The 17740-nt window shown below is 62.9% G+C and carries 15 protein-coding genes; 3 read left to right on the top strand and 12 right to left on the bottom strand.

What is annotated here, in order from left to right; genetic code table 11:
- Positions 1 to 12: 12 nt before the first annotated feature.
- Both glmS and glmU read right to left on the bottom strand, forming a co-directional pair.
- Complete coding sequence (gene glmS / locus AC522E_RS09535) at positions 13 to 1839, bottom strand: glutamine--fructose-6-phosphate transaminase (isomerizing) (protein WP_500750187.1); 1827 nt, start codon at positions 1837 to 1839, stop codon at positions 13 to 15.
- A gap of 109 nt (positions 1840 to 1948) precedes the next feature.
- Entirely contained in the window at positions 1949 to 3322 is a 1374-nt protein-coding gene (gene glmU / locus AC522E_RS09530) for a bifunctional UDP-N-acetylglucosamine diphosphorylase/glucosamine-1-phosphate N-acetyltransferase GlmU (protein WP_500750186.1), read from the bottom strand.
- Positions 3323 to 3487: 165 nt separating this feature from the next.
- On the opposite strand from glmU, the gene AC522E_RS09525 reads away from it, so the two are divergent.
- Positions 3488 to 5068, top strand: a complete 1581-nt coding sequence (locus AC522E_RS09525) for an OpgD/OpgG family glucan biosynthesis protein (RefSeq protein ID WP_500750184.1) — start codon at positions 3488 to 3490, stop codon at positions 5066 to 5068.
- Positions 5044 to 7233 (top strand): glucans biosynthesis glucosyltransferase MdoH, encoded by a 2190-nt coding sequence (gene mdoH / locus AC522E_RS09520; protein WP_500750183.1) that lies wholly within the window; start codon positions 5044 to 5046, stop codon positions 7231 to 7233. Before AC522E_RS09525 ends, mdoH begins: the two co-directional genes overlap by 25 nt.
- A 16-nt stretch (positions 7234 to 7249) precedes the next feature.
- On the opposite strand, the gene gcvA is transcribed toward mdoH, so the two are convergent.
- The gene (gene gcvA / locus AC522E_RS09515; protein ID WP_500750182.1) at positions 7250 to 8173 is read right to left on the bottom strand and encodes a transcriptional regulator GcvA; all 924 of its coding nucleotides are present in this window, start codon (positions 8171 to 8173) and stop codon (positions 7250 to 7252) included.
- 129 nt (positions 8174 to 8302) lie between these two features.
- Between gcvA and AC522E_RS09510 the strand changes: the two genes are divergently transcribed.
- Complete coding sequence (locus AC522E_RS09510; RefSeq protein ID WP_500750181.1) at positions 8303 to 8515, top strand: hypothetical protein; 213 nt, start codon at positions 8303 to 8305, stop codon at positions 8513 to 8515.
- On the opposite strand, the gene AC522E_RS09505 is transcribed toward AC522E_RS09510, so the two are convergent.
- The 9 genes from AC522E_RS09505 to AC522E_RS09465 form a co-directional block, all read right to left on the bottom strand.
- A complete protein-coding gene (locus tag AC522E_RS09505) occupies positions 8516 to 10159 on the bottom strand; it encodes a Na/Pi cotransporter family protein (protein WP_500750179.1) in 1644 nt (547 codons plus the stop codon). It abuts the gene before it with no gap.
- 171 nt (positions 10160 to 10330) lie between these two features.
- A complete protein-coding gene (locus AC522E_RS09500; RefSeq protein ID WP_500750178.1) occupies positions 10331 to 10966 on the bottom strand; it encodes a MarC family protein in 636 nt (211 codons plus the stop codon).
- A gap of 154 nt (positions 10967 to 11120) precedes the next feature.
- A complete protein-coding gene (locus AC522E_RS09495; RefSeq protein ID WP_500750634.1) occupies positions 11121 to 11543 on the bottom strand; it encodes a RidA family protein in 423 nt (140 codons plus the stop codon).
- A 17-nt stretch (positions 11544 to 11560) separates the two neighbouring features.
- A complete protein-coding gene (locus tag AC522E_RS09490; protein WP_500750177.1) occupies positions 11561 to 12037 on the bottom strand; it encodes an acyl-CoA thioesterase in 477 nt (158 codons plus the stop codon).
- 17 nt (positions 12038 to 12054) lie between these two features.
- Complete coding sequence (locus tag AC522E_RS09485) at positions 12055 to 13266, bottom strand: acyl-CoA dehydrogenase family protein (RefSeq protein WP_500750176.1); 1212 nt, start codon at positions 13264 to 13266, stop codon at positions 12055 to 12057.
- Position 13267: 1 nt separating this feature from the next.
- Positions 13268 to 14104, bottom strand: a complete 837-nt coding sequence (locus tag AC522E_RS09480; RefSeq protein WP_500750175.1) for an enoyl-CoA hydratase family protein — start codon at positions 14102 to 14104, stop codon at positions 13268 to 13270.
- Positions 14101 to 14610 carry a MarR family winged helix-turn-helix transcriptional regulator gene (locus tag AC522E_RS09475; RefSeq protein WP_500750174.1) on the bottom strand — a complete coding sequence of 170 codons (510 nt, stop codon included), beginning with the start codon at positions 14608 to 14610 and terminating at the stop codon, positions 14101 to 14103. Before AC522E_RS09475 ends, AC522E_RS09480 begins: the two co-directional genes overlap by 4 nt.
- Position 14611: 1 nt before the next feature.
- Entirely contained in the window at positions 14612 to 15370 is a 759-nt protein-coding gene (locus AC522E_RS09470; protein ID WP_500750173.1) for an SDR family NAD(P)-dependent oxidoreductase, read from the bottom strand.
- Between the two features lie 10 nt (positions 15371 to 15380).
- Positions 15381 to 17735 carry a bifunctional salicylyl-CoA 5-hydroxylase/oxidoreductase gene (locus tag AC522E_RS09465; RefSeq protein WP_500750172.1) on the bottom strand — a complete coding sequence of 785 codons (2355 nt, stop codon included), beginning with the start codon at positions 17733 to 17735 and terminating at the stop codon, positions 15381 to 15383.
- Positions 17736 to 17740: the final 5 nt, after the last annotated feature.

The raw sequence follows: 17740 nt of genomic DNA, 5'->3' as shown, positions 1-17740 counted from the left end.
GCTTCGGAGTCGTTACTCCACCGTCACCGACTTTGCGAGATTGCGTGGCTGATCGACGTCTTTTCCCATGAAGACCGCGGTGTGATAGGCGAGCAGCTGAATCGGAATGGAATGCACGATCGGGGCGACAATGGGATGCGCGGACGGCATCACGATCGTCGCCATCGTGTCGAGGCCCGTTTCGAGCGCACCTTTCTCATCGGTGATGAGGATGATGCGCCCGCCACGTGCGGCGACCTCCTGCATATTGGAGACGGTCTTCTCGAAGACGGCGTCATGAGGCGCGATGACGATCACCGGCATCGTCTCGTCGATGAGCGCGATGGGACCGTGCTTAAGTTCGCCGGCGGCATACCCTTCAGCGTGAATATAGGAGATTTCCTTCAGCTTCAGGGCGCCCTCGAGCGCCAGCGGATAGGACGTGCCGCGACCGAGATAAAGCACGTCCTTGGCCTTCGAGAGCTCGCGGGCGAGGATCTCGATCTGGTGCTCGCGCTTCATGGCCTCGCTCATGAGGCCCGGAATGCCGATCAGCGCATCGACGATGGTCTTCTCATCCTCAGCGCTCAGGGTGCCGCGGGCGCGGCCCGCAGCGATGGCCAGCGACAGGAGAACCGTCAGCTGACAGGTGAAGGCCTTCGTCGACGCCACGCCAACCTCGACGCCGGCAAGCGTCGAAGCGATCACGTCGCTCTCCCGCGCCATGGTCGATGTGGGCACGTTCACGACGGCCATGGTGTGCTGCCCCTCGGCGCTCGCATAACGCAACGACGCCAGGGTATCGGCCGTCTCGCCCGACTGGGATACGAACAGCGCCAGGCCGCCTTGCTCCATCGGCGCTTCCCGATACCGGAACTCCGACGCCACGTCGATTTCGACGGGAATGCGAGCCAGACGTTCGAACCAGTATTTTGAGATCAGGCCGGCGAGATAGGCCGTGCCGCACGCGGAAATCGAGATCCGCTTCAGATCCTTGAAATCGAAGGGAAGTTCGAACGGCAGCTCGACCCGGCCCGCGGCAAAGTTCACGTAATGGGCCAGGGTCCGTCCGACGACCTCCGGCTGCTCGTGGATCTCCTTCGCCATGAAGTGGCGGTAATTGCCCTTGTCGATAATGAAGGAGCCTGTGAGGATCTTGAGCCGGGGCCGATGCACCGACTGCCCTTTCTCGTCACGGATGTCGACACTTCTGTGGCGGAGGATGGCCCAGTCGCCATCCTCGAGGTATGAGACCTCGTCGGTGAAAGGCGCGAGGGCGAGGGCGTCGGAGCCGAGATAGGTTTCGCCGTCGCCGTACCCGATGGCCAGAGGCGCGCCATGCCGCGCGCCGATCATCAGATCATCCTCTCCTGCGAACAGGAAGCCCAAGGCGAATGCACCGCGCAGGCGCGGCAACGTGACGGCCACGGCCTCGATGGGCGGACGCCCTTGCCGCATCTCGTAGGTGACGAGCTGCGCGACGACTTCGGTATCGGTTTCCGTTTCGAACCTGATACCCTTGGCCTCGAGTGCGGCCTTCAACTCGCGGAAATTCTCGATGATGCCGTTATGGACCACCGCCAGTTTGTCGGTGGCGTGTGGGTGCGCGTTCGTTTCGTTCGGCTTGCCGTGCGTCGCCCAGCGCGTATGGCCAATGCCGATGACTCCGGAGAGGGGGGCCTGGGACAGTTTGACTTCGAGATTCCGGAGCTTTCCCTCGGCGCGCCGGCGGTCGAGGTGACCGTTTTCGAGCGTCGCGACACCGGCAGAATCGTAGCCTCGGTATTCAAGTCGCCTGAGAGCCTCGACGATTTGCTCAGCGACAGGTTCTTTGCCGACGATACCAACAATTCCACACATGTCCCGCAACGTCCTTTGAAGGCTTGTCGCCCGTTAAGCTTACGGCCCTGCTACAGAGGCGAGCGGTTCAGCTCAAATCAACTTGCGTGACCGATTGTGACATATAGCATCATTTCGATTTGGCGGCCTGGGACTTAAGCCGGAAGTTCCGCGCCCATTCCTCCTTAATAACCTGCCGCCCGCGTGCGAGTGCCAGGGCGTCGGCGGGAACGTTCTCCGTCACAACGGATCCGGAGCCTACGAAGGCGCCAGCACCGATGCGGATGGGTGCGACGAGCGAGGAGTTGGACCCGATGAAGGCGCCCTCCCCGATCTCCGTGCGGTATTTGCCGAAACCGTCGTAATTGCAGGTGATGGTGCCGGCGCCGATATTGACCTCGGTTCCGACGCTGGCATCGCCCAGGTAGGTCAAGTGCCCGACCTTGGCTCCGGCCCCGAGCTGCGTGTTCTTGATCTCGACGAAGTTGCCGACCTTCGCCTTCGGGCCGATGTCGGCGCCGGGCCGCAGGCGCGAGAACGGACCGATGCCCGCTTTTGCGGCGATCCGCGCGCCCTCCAGATGGCTGAAGCTATGGATGACGGTGCCATCGTCGACGACGACTCCGGGCCCAAACACCACATGCGGCTCGACGACCACATCGCGACCGAGCTGCGTGTCGTAACTGAAGAACACGGTTTCGGGTGCGACGAGGGTTGCTCCGTTCGCCATCGCCCGATGCCGCAGACGGTCCTGAAACATCCGTTCCGCTTGCGCGAGCTGGGCACGGTCGTTGACCCCGTGCACCTCCTCCTCCGCGACGGTGACGGCCACGGCCCTGTGCCCGAGTGTCCGGGCGATGGCGACCGCGTCGGTCAGGTAATATTCCTGCTTGGCATTTCGGTTGTCGATCTTGCCGAGCACATCCAACGCCACATCGCCACGCAGCGCCATCAGGCCGCCGTTGCAGAGCCGGATCGCTTTCTCAGCGGCACTCGCGTCCTTGTGCTCGCGGATGTCGAGAAGCTCCTCTCCCGACATGATCAGGCGCCCGTACCCGGTCGGATCGTGAGCCTGGAAGCCGAGCGAGACCACCGCTGCTCCACGCGCCAGAGGCTCCCTGAGGGCAGCCAGGGTTTCAAGGCTAACCAGGGGCGTATCGGCGTAGACGATCATGATGTCATCCGGCCGCCGCGCCAGGGCCTCTCGCGCGCTCAGGACCGCATGGCCCGTGCCGAGCCTCTCTGCCTGCACGAAGATTTCCGCTTCCGAGAAGTGCTTTCGTGCTTCCGTTGCGACATCCTCCCGGCCCGGCCCGATCACCACCGCGATCCGGTCCGCGCCGGCCGCCGCGACGGCCGCCATCACGTGCCCGAGCATGGAACGGTTCGCGACCGTGTGCAGAACCTTCGGCTTGTCGGACTTCATGCGCGTTCCTTCGCCCGCGGCGAGGACGACGGCGAGACAGCTCCGGGACGAGGCGGTCGGACGGGGTGAGAATGTCATACGGTTTCAATCCAAAGACGTTTTCTATGGCTGCTAGCTTATTAAGGGGTATCCCGGCAATCATCCGTTTAAAAATGGCAGGGTAAACCACCAATTCGTTTCCTTCCGACCTATCTTTGCTGATATGTACGGGCTCACATTTTGGCTGATCAGCCTCGTTCACACATGAGTATCGCCGTGCCGGTTACGAAGGCTTCGCGCCTCACTCACCCCCGCCGGCGCGATATGCTGGGCTATATCGGCGTCTCCCTCGCCGGCCTTGCATACGCGTCGCCTCTTCGAGCACAGACCTTCCAAGCCATCCTGCAGGCCCGGATGGGAGACGGCCAGCGGTTCGATCCAGCCGTCGTGGTCGATATCGCGCGCCAGCTTGCCAAGAAGCCGTTCGCCGCTCCGCCCAACGATCTGCCGGATGTTTTCTCGAATCTGAATTACGAACAATATATCGGCATCAAGTCCCTGCAACAGCCCATCTGGATGCAGGAGGGTCGTGGAATTGCCGTCGAGCCACTCCATCGGGGCTTCGTTTTTACCAACACCGTCGACATCTTTCTTGTCGAGGACGGTGCGGTACGGCGCATCGGCTATGAGCCGTCCAAGTTCGATTTCGGGCGCATCAATGTCCCTGCGAATGTCGCGGACATCGGATACTCGGGCTTCCGGCTGATCGCGACTTCGAGCGACGCTCCGCCTTTCGACTTTGCCATCGTCCAGGGTGCGACTTTTTTCCGCGCTATCGCCCGTGGGCAGAATTTCGGCGCCATCGCCCGGGCTCTGGCCCTGAAGCCGGCCGACCCGAAGGGCGAAGAGTTTCCCTTCTTCCGTGCTTTCTGGCTCGAGCGTCCGGCCATCGGCAGCAACAGCATTACGGCGCACGGAATCATCGACTCGGAATCGGTGTCAGCCGCCGTCCGCATGACCTTTCGGCCAGGCGACATGACGATCGTCGATGTCGAGACTACCCTGTTTCCTCGCGCCAATCTCGATCATGTGGGCCTCGGAGGAATCGGATCGACCTATTTCTACGGCCCGAACGATCGCCGAAATGCCGACGATTTCCGTGAGGCCGTCTACGAATCGAGCGGTCTCCAGATCTTGAACGGCAAGGGAGAATGGCTCTGGAGGCCTCTCCAGAATCCCGAGACGCTTCAGATTTCGGCCTTCGTCGACGAGTCGCCCCGCGGGTTCGGCCTCATCCAGCGCGACCGATCCTTCGATGCCTTCCAGGACGACGAAGCCCGTTTCGAGCGGCGCCCGAGCCTGTGGATCGAACCCCTGGGAGAATGGTCTCAGGGAAGCGTCCAGTTACTGGAGATTCCGACGGACGCGGAGATCAACGACAACATCCTGACGTACTGGCGCCCGAAGGCCCCCATGCCGGCCGGGTCGGAGGTGTCGTTCGCCTACCGGCAGTACTGGTGTTGGATTCCGCCCGAGCGCCCGCCCCTCGCGACGGTTACCACCACCCGGGTCGGGCGCGGCTCCACCGGCCGGCGACGGAAATTCGCGGTGGAATTTTCCGGCGATGCCTTGGGTGACAATCTTCCCGCGGACCTTAAATCCGTTCTTACGGTCAGCCCAGGTTCATTTCAGAACCTTAAGGTCTGGCCTTATCCGGAACGAAAGGCGGTACGCGTCGTATTCGAACTTGACCCGGGCAATGAAAACGCGTGTGAGATGCGTCTCATTCTCGAAGCAGGCGGGAAGCAGATTAGCGAAACATGGCTCTATCGTTGGACACCGTAAGTCCTGACTCGAAGAACGCCGCGGCTGGGCGGCCGGAACCCTCTATGCCGCCCGAAAGCCGCCTCGAGATGCCCACGCAGTCGCTGTGGCGATGGTCTGCCTCCCAGGAGCGCAAGCGTGTCGACATGCGCCCGCGCGGCCGGATGCTGCTGGCGCGGCTTTTCGTTTTCGGGGCTGCCCTGCTCCTGACCGCCTATGGCACCTACGAGATGTACCAGGTGGTGTCCGTCAGCCGGACCACGGTCCTCCAGTGGCTGCTGGTTGCGCTCTTCACGGTCAATTTTTCCTGGATCGCTGTCGCTTTCACGAGCGCGGTCCTGGGCTTTTTCGTGCTTCTGGCCCGGCCCCGGACGCCGGAGGCGTTGCCTGCCTCCCTGAGCCATCGCACCGCCATCGTCATGCCGGTCTATAATGAGCAGACGTCGCGGACCTACGCGGCGCTCGAGGCAATCTACGAATCCGTCGAGGCGACGGGGCTTGGGGCGAGCTTCGACTACTTCATTCTCTCCGACACGACGGATCCGGAGGCCTGGATAGCCGAAGAACGGGCGTTCCTGGCCCTGCGCCAGCGCCTCGGCCCACAGGCCCGGTTCTTCTACCGGCACCGGGAGAAGAACTATCATCGCAAGGCTGGGAACATCGCCGACTTCGTAACCCGGTGGGGCGGGCACTACGAACACATGCTCGTGCTCGACGCGGACAGCCTGATGACCGGCGATTGCATCGTCCGGCTCACGGCGGCCATGGAGGCCGACCCGGATGCGGGCATCATCCAATCCCTGCCCCTCATCATCAACCGCAACACCCTCTTTGCGCGACTGCAGCAATTCGCGGCCCGCGTCACCGGGCCGGTGATCGCCACGGGCCTGGCGGTCTGGATGGGGCGCGACGGCAATTACTGGGGCCACAATGCCATCATCCGTACGAAGGCGTTCGCGGACCAGGCCGGATTGCCGGATCTGAAGGGCAAGCCTCCGTTGGGCGGCCATATCCTCAGCCACGATTTCGTCGAGGCCGCCCTGATGCGTCGTGCGGGCTGGGATGTGTATATGCTTCCCGATCTCGAGGGCTCCTACGAGGAGAGCCCGCCTTCCCTTATCGACCTCTCGGCGCGGGACCGGCGCTGGTGCCAGGGCAATCTCCAGCACATGCGGGTCATCGGAGCGAGGGGCCTCAAGCTGCCGACGCGCCAGCATTTCGCGACCGGCATCATGTCCTATCTGGCGTCGCCCTTCTGGCTCTTCCAGTTGATCGTCGGTATCGCGCTGGTTCTGCAGACGACGTATATCCGGCCTGAGTATTTCGCCCGCGATTTCCGACTCTATCCGATCTGGCCGCGGTTCGACCCCGAACGCGCTCTCGCCCTGTTCGCGCTGACGATGGGGATCCTGCTCGCCCCAAAGATCTTCGGCATGGTGCTGATGCTCCTGCGGGGTCCCGACCGGCGCGCCTCCGGTGGCGGATTTCGGGTGATTTTATCGTCTTTGATCGAGATGATCCTGTCGGCGCTCCTCGCCCCCATCCTCATGCTGATCCAGTCCGGCTCGGTCTTCCAGATCCTGCTCGGCCGGGATACGGGCTGGCAGCCGCAGCGGCGCGACGACGGTTCCATCCCGTTCCAGGACATCGTCCGCCGTCACCGCTGGCACACGGTCCTCGGGGCACTGAGCGGCCTCTCGGCATTCATGATTGCAACGTCCCTGTTCCTATGGATGTCACCCACGATCCTCGGCCTTCTGCTTGCCATTCCCCTATCGTGGCTGAGCGGTCAGCTCGGCGCGGGCCTCGCGCTCAAGCGAGTCGGGCTCCTGAGAACCCCCGAGGAGCACGAGCCTCCTGCCATCGCGGTGCGAGCCAACGAACTGCAACGCCGCAATGCGGGTTTCAGCTTTGATGATCAGGATGGTCTGGCCTCACTCTACAGCGATCCGGACCTGCGGGAGCGCCACGTGGAGATGCTCTCGCCCGCTTCCCGCCGGAGGCGGGGAGAAATCGAGACTGACCGTGCTCTTGCCGAGGCAAAACTGGCGGACGCGGAGACCCTCGAGGAGGCCCTGAGCTGGTTGAAACCGAAGGAGCGCATTGCCGTGCTGCGGGATCCGGCCCTCCTCACCAGACTTGTCGGTCTCAAGACTGAACACTTGGAGACGCGAGCCGCCGAATGATGGTTGGGCTCTGCGTTCAGGCGAGCTCGCCCTGTGGCGCATGGGCCGCAATTTTTTCCGCATCGCTGGCGACCTCGCTGATCAACCAATCCCGGAACGCCTGTATCTTCGGGGCGCGCCGCCGCGCCTTCGGATAGACGACCCAATAGCTCCGGTCCGCGGTCACGACGAGATCGAAGGGCTGGATGAGCCGCCCGGCGGCCAGGTCCGCCCGGAAGAAATACGGATTGACCATGGCCACTCCCTGTCCCGCCATGGCTGCCATCCCTTCGAACTGCTGCGCGCCGAGGGAAAAGTCGGGGCGATCCGACAGGTCGACACAGGCGACATCGGCGGCCTTGAACCAGTCCTGCCACCAGGGGTCGCTGGGCGCGATCAGCGGCAGCTTGAGAAGGTCAGCCGGTTCGCGCAGGCAGGCGCGCTGAGCGAGGTCCGGGCTGCAGACGGGAGTAAACTGGTTAGGAAACAGGAGTTCGGATTCCAGCCCCGGCCACGTGCCGATGCCACTCCTGATCCCGAGATCGAAATCATGCTTCGAGAAGTCCACAATGTGCGAATTGACGTCGATCTGGACCGCGATGCTCGGGTGTAGCTGCTGAAACCGTCCGAGGCGCGGAACGAGCCAGTTCGCTGCGACTGTCGTCAGGGTCGTGATGCTCAGCGTTGTCTTGACGGCCTCATCGATGCCATCGAAGGCCGCCCGCAACAGATCGAACGCCTCGGTGATCGCAGGGGCCAGCTGCCTGCCCTTCGCTGTAAGCGTGACCTGGCGGGGTTGCCGCACGAAGAGCGGTGCGCCGATCCGATCTTCCAGCATCCGGATCTGATAGCTCACAGCGGCCTGGGTCATGCCGAGCTCCTCGGCCGCCCGGGTGAAGCTCTGGTGGCGCGCGGCCGCCTCGAAGATGCGGACGGCGCTCATGGGAGGAAGTCTGGACATGGCTGATCCATAAGGCTGCCTTATGCCAGACATCTGCCTTTCGCTTTGTCAAGCATCGCATGCAGGAGCATCGTCGATCTCGACATTGGGATGAAGATATCCCGGCCTAAGAAGAATCGGATGATCGTCATGAGATACGAAGATGCCCGCCGCCTGCGCGGCGTCGAGAGTGTGTGGATCCGCCTGATGATGTGGCTGAGACCCTTGCGTCGTCCCGTTCAGCCTCCCCTGATCGGCAATTTCAGCCATCTGACGGACCATGACAGGCGGGATATCGGCCTACCGGAACAGGTCCGCTACGTCCATTGGCGTGACCTAAGGGAACGCGGGGGATTGCCCTGATCAGGAGCTCAGGCGGCTCGGCTTCAGGTCTCCGCTCTGCTCGAGCAGGGAATAGGCCGTCGCAGCGATATGGGCCTCGATGCGCTTCAGGTCACGGACGATATCGAGCTGGAGGGCCGAGGTGTCCCCGACCGACTTGCCCGACCGGAGCTGTTCAAAATGCCGCTGCGTGATGGTTCGCTCGAGGTCACGGAAGCGCTCCTTCTCCTCCACCAGACGCCGTGCCGATCCGATGTCCTGGAACATGAGGACCGAGGCCGCCAGCTGGAGATGCTCCAAAAGCTTGGCGTGCATGCTGTCGATATCGGCGAGGCTGTCCTTGGGCAGGCGCAGGTGGTTCTTGATGCGCTTCGCCGCAAGCTCCATCAGATTCTTGTCGATGATATCGCCCACATGCTCGAGATTGATGGCGAAGGCGAGGATATCGGAAAGGCGCTTTGCCTCTTCGTCGCTCAGGGCCTCGTGGTTGATGGAGCTCAGGTAGCGTCGAACGGCGCTGTAGAGCCGGTCGATCACGTCGTCCGTCCGGCTGATGGCATCCACGCGGCTGATATCCCCCTCGTGGAAGAGGTCCTGCGACCCGCGCAGCATCGTCTCGACGATATCGGCCATCCGCAGCACCTCGCGGGCCGCGTTCGAAAGGGCGACGGAGGGCGTATCGAGCGCATCCGTGTCGAGATACTGGGGGACACTGGGGTCCGATGCCCTGACCCTCTCCGGGAAGAGCTTGAGGAGCAGGGTCGCGATCCAGGGAAGCGGCAGGATGAAGACCGCCGCCAGGACCACGTTGAACAGCGTATGGAAGTTCGCGGCCATTCGCGCCGGATTGGCGTCGATGGCCGCCATGTAGGCGAGAAGCGGGTCGATCAATGGCAGCGCGACAACGCAGCCGATCACACGAATGGCGAGGTTGCCGAACGGAACGCGCAGCTTCACCGGATCGCCCCCCGTCCCCTCGAGCAGAGGATTGAGAGAACTGCCGAGATTGGCCCCCAGCACCATGGCCAGTGCCGAGTGGGAGTCGATGACGCCGGCGCTGGCCAGGGACATGATGAACAGGAGTGCGGCAACGCTGGAATGTGCAGCCCAGGCCAGCGCCGCCGCGAGCAGCACCAGGATCAGAGGATCGGGAGCAATCGAGGCGAGCAGGCTTTTGAGGACGACCGACGATTCGATCGGATGGATGGTTTCTGTCAGGAGGTGCAGCGACAGCAGCATCAGGCCGAGACCGATGACCACGCGGCCGAGATCCCTCGCGCGGCTCGATGCCCCCCTCCGGAAGGCAATGTAGCCACCGAAGATCAGGACCGGAAAAATCAGGGTGATATCGAAGGAGAGCACCTGGACGATGAGGGTGGTGCCCACATTCGCGCCGAGCATCACGGCGAGGGCCGGAACGAGGTCCACGGCCCCCCCCGCCGTAAAGGAGGACACCATCAGTGCGGTAGCCGTACTGCTCTGGAGCACGGTCGTGACGCCCAGGCCTGCAAGAAACGCCCTGAGACGGGTTTTCAGCCCCACACCCAGGATCCACCGCAAATCGCTGCCGAACGCGCGCTGAACCCCGCTATTCACCATGTTGATGCCCCAGAGAAGAAGGGCAATCTCTCCGAGGAGATGGATCAGGACGGCGGTTGCGGACATTCATTCCTCAGGGGTTCGGCAGAATCCAAACCTTCTGCTTATTCCCCTTGGAGTGATCCCGCAATCAGGTTGCCGGCTAATAATGCACGCTGGCTCCAGCGCGGCATGAGACCCTGTCGAATAGCCGGCCTCCCAGCATTTCGTTGCGGAAGAAGTTCCGCCCCTACGGTTTCATATTGCCGGAAGATTGAGCCATTGGGCCAGGGCGGACACGATCAGATTGACCGAGAGGGCGGCCAGAATCACACCCATGATGCGCCGCATCACATTGGTGCCGCCGCGTCCGATGACTTTTCCGATCGCGTCCCCCAGGAGGAAGATGGTGAGCAGTAGCCCCAGCACGACGGCCAGCACGCCGAAGGTCGAAATCTGCTGCGGCAACGTGAAACGGTTGTTGTCCGTCAGGATAATGATCGAGAGCATGGCTCCCGGACCGGCGATAATGGGCGTGCCGAGCGGATATACGGCCACGTTGAGGGCGTTGTTCGAGGCTCCGGCGACGGAATTCGCTACGACCGGCGGCTCGGAAAGAACCATCGAGATGGAGAACAGCAGCAGGATGATTCCGCCGGCGATCTGAAATGAGATGAGGGAAATGCCCATCGCATGCAGCAGGAATTGGCCGGCGATCCCGAAAAAGACGAGGATGAAGAACGCAAACCCTACCGCCATCACCGCAGCGCGGCGTCGCTCGCCGCGGGCCAGTTCAGAGGTGGCACCGAGAAAAAGCGGCAGATGGCTGATCGGGTCCAGCATCGCCCAGAGGGTGAAGAACTGGTTCAGCATCAGATTTTGATCTTCAAGCATCGAGACAACTTTTCCGTGGCTGGGATGGCGTGTCCGACACACGCTTCGGACGTGCCGCGAGGCCAGCCTTCGGTGCCAGGAAAGTAGTCTTCGGGCAATCCGACTTCCGCATGATTCATGCGGCGTGTGGCGAGCGCCGCTTGCGCCCAGGGCGTCAGGGATCCCTCGGAACCACGGCCGTAGCCTCGATCTCGACCAAGGCGTCCTTTTCAACGAGGCGAACCACCTGCACCAGAGCCATCGCAGGATAATGCGCGCCGAGAACGTCTCTGTACGCCCGGCCGAGTTCGCGCAGCTGGGCGAGATAGTCCTCGATATCGGTGACGTACCAGGTGAGACGCACCAGATGTTGCGGCCCCGCCCCGCCCTCTTCCAGGATGGCGCGGATGTTGAGAAGCGTCTGCCGGGCCTGAGCCACGAACCCTTGCGGGAAGGTCCCGTCTTCGTTCCAGCCGATGATGCCGCCGGTCACGATCAGCTTGCCTTCAGCCATCATGCCGTTCGAATAGCCCTTTGGAACCGGCCAGTTCTTCGGATGCAGGACTTCCGGGCCGCCGGCATGCTCGGGCGCGGCCATCGCGGTCATTGCAGATTTCACTGGCAGCTCTCCAGGTAACGCTCCAAGGCTGCGCGCAGATCGTCGGGCAGCGGAATCGAGCGGTGTGTTTCGAGGGATGTGGTCACCATGACGAAGCGGGCGGTGAGAATGAGCTCCTCCGCCCGGCGCGCGTGAATGTGGAACGTCAGCGAGGAGCGCCCGATCCGCTCGACGGTAATGGCGCAGTCGAGGCAATCGCCCATGAAGCCGGGCTTGGAAAATTCGGCGCCGGCGCTGACAAAGCCAAGCCCTGTGCGCCTCCGCCCGATCATGTCGTGGTAGTCGATGCCGAGAGCCTGACCGAACCAATCTTCGACGACGCCATTGAGCATGTCGAAATAGCGCGCGAAATAGACGATCCCTGCCGGATCGCAATGGGAGAAACGTACCGGGACACGTGTGCGCCAGGCACGTGCAACAGAATCGGCCCCGGCGCCGAGATCGATCGCGTCCACGGCCTGATCGTGGGGCATCGCCGTCAATTCTCCGGTCATGCCAAAGCCTGATGAGCGGGCGCGACGCCTGCTTCCTGAGCCGCCAGCAATTTCAGCATCTCACGAGCGATCACGATCTTCTGGATCTCCGTCGCGCCCTCGTAGATGCGAAGCGCGCGGATTTCGCGATAAAGCTCCTCGACCTTGACGCCCTTCCTGACGCCAGCGCCGCCGAAGATCTGAACGGCCTTGTCGATCACGCTCTGAGCGGATTCGGTGGCATACAGCTTGGCGAGCGCAGCCTCCCGCGTGACGCGCACGGCACCCTGGTCCTTCGTCCAGGCCGCCCGATAGACCGCAAGCGCCGATGTATCCACCAATGTCGCCATATCCGCCAGTGCCGCCTGGGTCATCTGAAGGTCGGACAGCGGCGCTCCGAAGAGCCTGCGCGACGAGGCATGGGCGAGGGCCTCATCCATCGCCCGGCGTGCGAACCCGAGCGCCGCCGCGCCGACGGTCGAACGAAAGACGTCGAGGGTGGCCATCGCCACCTTGAACCCCTCGCCCGGTCCGCCGATGCGATGCGTCACCGGAACCCTGCAGCCATCGAAGCGCAAGGTGGCAAGCGGATGGGGAGCGATCACATCGATTCGCTCCTGTACGATGAACCCGGGCGCATCCGCTTCGACGATGTAGGCCGACAAGCCCCTCGCGCCGGGCGCTTCGCCGGAACGCGCGAAAACCACGTAATGGTCGGCGATGCCGCCATTGGAGATCCATGTCTTCACGCCGTCGATCCGCACATGACTGAGTCCATCGGCGGTCGCCGTGGTGCTCAGGGCGGCCACATCCGAGCCCGCCTCCGGCTCCGAAAGAGCGAAAGCCGCGATCGCTTCGCCACGAGCGGCAGGCGGCAGGTAGCGGCCCTTCAAAGCGTCCGAACCGAAAAGCGTAACGGCGCCCGTTCCGAGCCCCTGCATGGCGAAGGCGAAGTCCGCCAGACCGTTGCGGTACGCCAGGATCTCGCGGGCAATGCAGAGCAGACGCACATCGAAGGTCGCGCTCAAGCCGCCGTAATCCTGGGGGGCAACGGTCTTGAGCCAGCCGTCTTCGCCCAGCTTCTTCACGAGTGCGCGGCAGGAAGCGTCCACGTCCTCGTGGTCGACGATTTCTTCGAGCGCCGTATCGGCCCAGTCACTCAGGGCATGGGCGAAGCGCCGATGGCGCTCCTCGAAGAACGGCCAGGACAGGAAGCTCTGATCGATCACGTCAATCTCCCTGGAACATGGGCTTTTCCCTCGCAGCGAAGGCGCGGTAGGCGCGGGCGAAATCTTCCGTGGTCATGCACAGCGCCTGCGCAACGGCCTCGGCCTCGATCGCCTCCTCCACCGACATGGCCCACTCCATCGCGAGCATGCGCTTGGTCATGGAATTGGCGAAGGTGGGCCCAGTGCCGATCGTCTGCGCCAGTTCGAAAGCCTCCGTCAACAGGTTTTCGGCAGCGACGACACGGCTGAAGAAACCCCATCGCTCGCCCTCCTCCGCGCTCATGAAACGCCCGGTATAAAGCAATTCGGAGGCACGCCCCTGCCCGAGGATCCTTGGCAGGATCGCACAGGCACCCATGTCGCAGCCCGCGAGCCCGACCTTGTTGAAGAGAAAGGCAACTTTCGCCTTCGCCGTGGCGAGACGCAGATCGGACGCCATGGCGACAATGGCTCCCGCGCCCGCGCAGATCCCGTCCACTGCCGCGATAATCGGCTGCGGCGCGGCCCGCATCGCCTTCACGAGCTCTCCGGTCATGCGCGTGAACGCCGTCAGGCCTTTCGTGTCCATTTCGACCAAGGGGCCGATGATCTCGAAGACGTCGCCCCCGGACGAGAAATTGCCCCCTGAGCCGGTCACGACGATGGCCTTGATCGCGTTATCCTTCGCACAGGCGTGGAAGAAATCCGCCAGCTCACGATAACTCTCGAAGGTGAGCGGGTTCTTTTTCTCCGGTCGGTTGAGGGTTACCGTTGCGACAGGCCCCCTCACCGACAACAGGAAGTGATGCGGGGAATACTCCGCTAGCGGAAGGGTGACCGGGTTGGCGAAATGCGTCATGCGACCGCTCCCGACATGGCGCGGCGGGCTGAAAGCTTGGTTTTGGCAAGTAGGCGCATGAGGTCGCGTTGCTCCCTTTGTGTGAGATCGCCGAAAAGGTCCGCAATCCATGTCTCGTGATCTGCCGCCATGGCGCGGAATTCTGCCTGTCCGGCACGGGTGAGGCTGACGATCTGCGCCCGACGGTCGAGTTCGGAGACCCGGCGATCGAGATGTCCTGAGGCAACGAGCCGGTCGACAAGGCCCGTGAGATTGCCGTTTGAAACCATCATGCGCTTCGAAAGGTCCGACAGGGTCATCCCCTCGGGAGACTTGTCCAACTGCGCCATCAGGTCGAAACGGGGCAGCGTCACGTCGAAGCGCTCGCGCAGCCGGCGGCGGACCTCGCTCTCGATGAGGTTCGAGCAGGTGAGGAGGCGCAGCCAGAGCCGCAGTTCTTCGCGGTGGTCCTCGGGCATCTCGACGGCCTTCGTTTCGGCATCGAGCGGAATGGCTTGGTCGCTCATGTCAGATCTCTCCTCCCGCGACGGCGATAGCCTGTCCTGTAACCGAGCGTGCGCCAGTCCCGCACAACCAAAGTACCGCGTCCGCAACGTCCCGCGGATCGATGAGGCGTCCTTGCGGATTGTGCTTCACGAATTCGCTCAGGGCTTCGTCGCGGCTTCTGTTGGTTCTTGCGACAATCCGATCGAGGCTTTCCGCAATCATGTCCGTATCGGCAAAGCCGGGGCATACGGCGTTGACCGTGACGCCTGTCCTGGCGGTCTCCAGCGCGAGTGCCCTCATGAACCCCACCACCGCATGCTTTGCGGCGCAGTAGGCGGTTACATAAGGATACCCCTTCAAGCCGGCAGTGGATGCGACCGCGACGATGCGACCGAAGCCCTGTTCGACCATCGGTCCAAGCACGGCCTGGACCGCATTGGTGACGCCAAGAAGGTTTACATCGAGCATCCGGCGAAAGACATCCGGTCCGGATTTCATGAAAGGCACCGACTCGGCTGCACCGGCATTGGCAATCATGAATTGAACCGACCCACTCTGCGAGGCTGCCTTGGAGATTGCGGCCTGAAGGGTCTCCGGTTGCGTGACGTCCGCGACGCCGTATCCGTGCGCCACGCCATCCTGCACGGCGCGCTCCAGGGCCGCACGGTCGCGGCCGATCACGGTCACCGTCGCGCCCGCTCCTGTGAGAGCCTCCGCGATCGCTCTGCCGATGCCGCGCCCCCCGCCGGTGACAACCGCATGACGACTCTGTAGGTCCATCCCACCCATGTCACTCTGCGGCGAGAGAAGTCTCCCCCGCCTCCATTTTCAGTTCCGCTCGCGTCTTCGGTTTGGAGCGGACCTTGAGCTCCTCAAAATCCTGCCGATCGCGAACAGAGTTGCGGAAAATCTGGTCTTTACCCGGAAGGTATTGCGGCGGGCAATGGGCGTTGCCGGCGCCATACCAGGCTGCGGCCTTCAGGGTGAAGAACGGATCGACCAGATGCGGTCGGCCGAGAGCGACGAGATCGGCGCGGCCGGCCGCGAGAATCGTGTTGACCTGGTCTGCGGTCGTGATGTTGCCGACACACATGGTGGCGACGCGGGCCTCGTTGCGAACCTGATCCGAGAAGGGCGTCTGGAACATGCGCCCGTAGATCGGCCGCGCCTCCCGTACCGTCTGGCCCGTCGAAACATCGACCAGATCGACACCGTGTTCCGCGAAGGCGCGGGCGACCGCGACGGCATCCGAACCCGTCAGCCCGCCTTCCGCCCAATCGGTGGCCGAGATGCGAACGGACATCGGCTTGTGGACAGGCCAGACCGCGCGCATGGCGTCGAAGACCTCGAGCGGGAAGCGCAACCGGTTTTCCAGGGAGCCGCCGTATTCATCCGTGCGTCGGTTGGTGAGTGGAGAGATGAAGCTCGCCAGGAGATAACCATGGGCGCAGTGCAATTCGAGCATGTCAAAGCCGGCCCTGTCGCCCCGTTCCGCTGCAGCAACGAATTGCCGTTTGATTCCATCCATGTCGCCGCGGGTGAGTTCGCGTGGGACCTGGCTGTCGGGAAAATAAGGGATCGGCGAGGCCGAGCAGATATCCCATGCTTCCGCCTCGAGCGGCCGGTCCATGCCCTCCCACATCAGCTTGGTTGCACCCTTGCGGCCGGCATGGCCGAGCTGGAGGCATATCCTGGCCGCTGAATGTCCGTGGACGAAGTCCACAATCCGCTTCCATGAGGCCTCTTGCGCGTCGTTCCAGAGGCCCGTGCAGCCGAGAGTGATACGTGCTTCCGGCGAGACGCAGGTCATCTCGGTAAAGATGAGCCCGGCCCCACCGGTGGCCCGGGAACCATAGTGAACGAGATGCCAGTCTCCGGGAACGCCGTCGACAGCCGAGTACATATCCATCGGGGACATGACGACGCGGTTCTGAACCACCATGTCCCGCAGACGCATCGGCTGGAACATCGGCGCGACGGGTTCCTCCACCGCCACATCGAATCCTGCGCTTCGCACCTGCCGGGCGAAGGTCCGGTCGACGTCGGCGACGAAGTCGGGCGCACGCAGGCGCAGGTTGTCGTAGGTGATGGCCTTGGAACGGGTCATCACGCCGAAGGAGAACTGTACCGGGTCGAAATCCCAGAAACGGGCCACATGTTCGAACCAGACCAGGGATACATCCGCCGCGTGCTGGGTCTTTTCGACCTCCTCGCGACGTCCGGTCTCGTAGAGGCCGAGCGCCCCTTCTACCGTTGGCTCGCGGCGGATCGCTTCATAGAGCGCAATGGCGTCCTCCATGGCGAGCTTGGTGCCTGAGCCGATCGAGAAATGCGCAGTCGCCTTGGCATCCCCGAGCAGGACCATGTTGCCGCGAACCCAGCGCCTGTTGCGGATCATCGGGAAATTGCGCCAGATGGACCGGTTCGTGAGAATCTTGTGCCCGTCCAGGAACCAGCCGAAGACATTCTCCATCAGCGCTGCTGCCTCGGCCTCGCCCATTGTGTCCAGACCGGCGCGCTTGAAGGTGTCGGGATCGGTCTCGAACACCCAGGTCGAACGGTTCGCCTCATATTGATACGCGTGGGCGATGAAGGGACCCCACTCGGTCTCCTGAAAGATGAAGGTGAAGGCGTCGAGTGGTTTCGTCGAGCCCATCCAGGTGAACTTGTTGGGACGCAGATCGACCTCCGGCTGGAAGTGATCGACGTAGCGTTCGCGGAAGCGACTGTTGATCCCGTCCGCGACCACCACGAGGTCGGCGTCGGCAAACAGGCTCTCGTCGTCCACCTCGGCCTGATAGTGCAACGTCACACCGAGTTCCGCGGCCCGATCCTGAAGGATCAGGAGCAAGGTGCGCCGGGAGCAACCACAAAAGCCATTTCCTCCAATGCGATGCTCGGTTCCTTTGAAGTGGATCGCGATATCGTCCCAGTATGCGAATTCGCGGGTGATCCGCTCGTAGCTCGGGCGATCATACTTTTCGAAGTTGTCGAGCGTCGCATCGGAGAACACCACGCCGAAGCCGAAGGTATCGTCGGCACGGTTGCGCTCGTAGACTGTCACGTCTGCCTGCGGCCACTGCTTCTTCATCAGGATCGCGAAATAGAGCCCGGCCGGGCCGCCGCCGATGATCGCCGTTTTCATGAGAG

Source organism: Microvirga sp. BF8, from assembly GCF_059888585.1.
This window is presented reverse-complemented; position numbering and strand designations above follow the sequence as displayed.